The organism is uncultured Cytophaga sp. (assembly GCF_937863595.1).
Lineage (GTDB): Bacteria > Bacteroidota > Bacteroidia > Cytophagales > Cytophagaceae > Cytophaga.
Genome location: NZ_CALMGQ010000072.1, coordinates 1 through 2,368 on the forward strand (window position 1 = coordinate 1; position 2,368 = coordinate 2,368).

A 2,368-nucleotide genomic window follows, 5' to 3' on the forward strand; every position below is an offset into this window, starting at 1 on the left:
TACACTCTTTCCCTACACGACGCTCTTCCGATTCAATAGTAAGTACATTCCATGTACCATCGTTAATTAATGTACCTGTCACAGAATAACCAGCCGTTGCATTAGGTCTGCCAGCTGTCGTAAAAAAGATTTCAGAAACGCCTCCATTTCCTGAATTCACTTTGTATTTTATATTAATGTATTTATATACTGCAGGGTTAAAAGAACCAAGCCCATACATATGAAGCATTGGATCCCCACCTGTAGCAGTTACATTCAAAATACCATCGGCACTATTTACAGTTGTTTGATATACATTAGCTGCTGTTGGTGCTGTAAGCCAATTTTCTGTAAAACCACCGCAAGTTGTACCTTCATACCAAACGGCAGATGCGCCTGCACCTAAACTCCCCCCTGTAGAGGTTAAAACCGAAGATTGACCCGCACATATTGGACTTGTACCACTTATAGAAGTAGGTGCTACTGAATTGGTATTTATACCTACAAACACTGAATTGCTTATTGAAACGCAACTAGATACCGTAACCAATACTCGGTAATACATTGCTGCAGTTGGACTAACCGTAAGGGTAGAACCTGTTCCAATATTCGAATACGTTCCATTTACTGAAGCCGATGATTGCCATTGATAAGAAGGACTAGAGCCAGAACTAATTGTTCCTTTTAAAATAAGCGACGTACTAGAACAAACAGCTGTGTTAGATGCAGTAGCTGTAGCCGTTCGCCCACACAAAGTCCTCCCATTACATGGTCCTGTAGTACAATCAGCATCACTTCCAAAAACAGTACTGGTGCCATATGTTATAATGGTACCAGTAGTATTTAATGATCCAGAACCATCTAATATCGTTGATGAATACGAAATGTAATTCCCTGCAATATTGATATTGCCATTTGCAATAATCGAAGTAGTAGAATTTAACGCTACATTACCATTAATATATAAATCAACACCTGAATCTATTTGAAAAATTGTATTGGAATTAAAGTTAGCATTGCCAATAATTGTATCTTTATTAATTCCGCTTAATGTTAATTTAGCATTTAAATTTGTTTCTATCCCTCCTCCCCGAATAGCAAGACTACCAGCTGATTGAAAAATAGCATCAGAATTTAATTTCAAGCCTCCAGACTTGATAATTACTTTCCCTCCTGATTGTATTATAAATTGCGAAGTTCCATTTAATTCTAAGTTTGAATTAAAAATTACTGTTACACCACTTGCTACTGTAATAATAGGACTCCCCGTTAAATTACCCGAACCGTAAGTTACATTCGAATTGATAGTAAGGTTTGAGCTTGTAATTAAATCTACTGCGTATACATGTTGTGAAACAAAAAGTACAATTATTGCACATAAAAATCGTTTGAAAAAAGAATTTAAAAAAAATGCCCAACGTTTTAACATTTTAAAACTTTCAGAATACAAAGTTGATTCCATCTTAATTTGAATTTATAATTTTCAATCAAATCTAACGAAAAGATGGTTTTGAGGTTCATTTTCAAAATGAAGCGTGTGTAATAATCTTTTTGTAACAAGTAAATGTTTAAACATATATTCACAATATTGATTCAAGACTGAATAATTAATTTCATAATCAATTAATTAACAATTGTTAATATTTAAAACTCAAAAAAAAAATCTTATTCTAATATGTAAGTATTGTTAAATTATGACACATTTTAAACATATAATCTATTGAATTTTGCGTTATAGACAGTTTAAAGAGCTTTTTTTAAAAATTAATATGATAAATAAATGTATGATATAATATATTTAAAGAATTAATATGTTCATATAGAATCCGTATATTTTTATATAAATAGGAATGTCCGACATAAAATTTCATGTCGGACATTCCTATCACCCGTAATCTAAAACTGTTTATAATGCAGTCTCCCTAAATTATAAATTATTTCACCAATACAATCAAACCCGTAAACACATCCGAACCGATCGTAACGCGCACAATATAACTACCATCAGGTAAATCTAAAGGCACAAATGTACGATTGCTTGTGATACTTTTGTTGGCAATGGTTCCTACAGAGTTACCCGTTACATCCATCAATTCTATATCCGCTGATTCTCCTGCAAATCGATCACTTTGAAGAATAAAACCTTTTATACTTGAATTGATTTGTAATCTGCGTGCTTTATTTGCAGAATGCAAGCCCGTAGTTAAAGGAATTGCTGATTCTCTCAACTGCAATTCAAAACGATCCACACTGTCTTTATTTGTACCAACAAAAGTGTATGGCTCGGTAATGGACTGTTCAACACCCAACTGATTATCAATTAATACATATTGAATGCTTGAATTTGTATTCTCAAAACGCAGTGTATACGTTCCATCTTCAACCAACT

Annotated in this window: 1 protein-coding gene; it reads right to left on the reverse strand. The window is 33.2% G+C overall.

Annotated features, from left to right (window positions below):
* Positions 1-1,913 precede the first annotated feature (1,913 nt).
* Positions 1,914-2,368, reverse strand: a 455-nt coding sequence (locus Q0543_RS06575) for a T9SS type A sorting domain-containing protein (RefSeq protein ID WP_299250583.1), incomplete at its 5' end; no start/stop codon positions are given.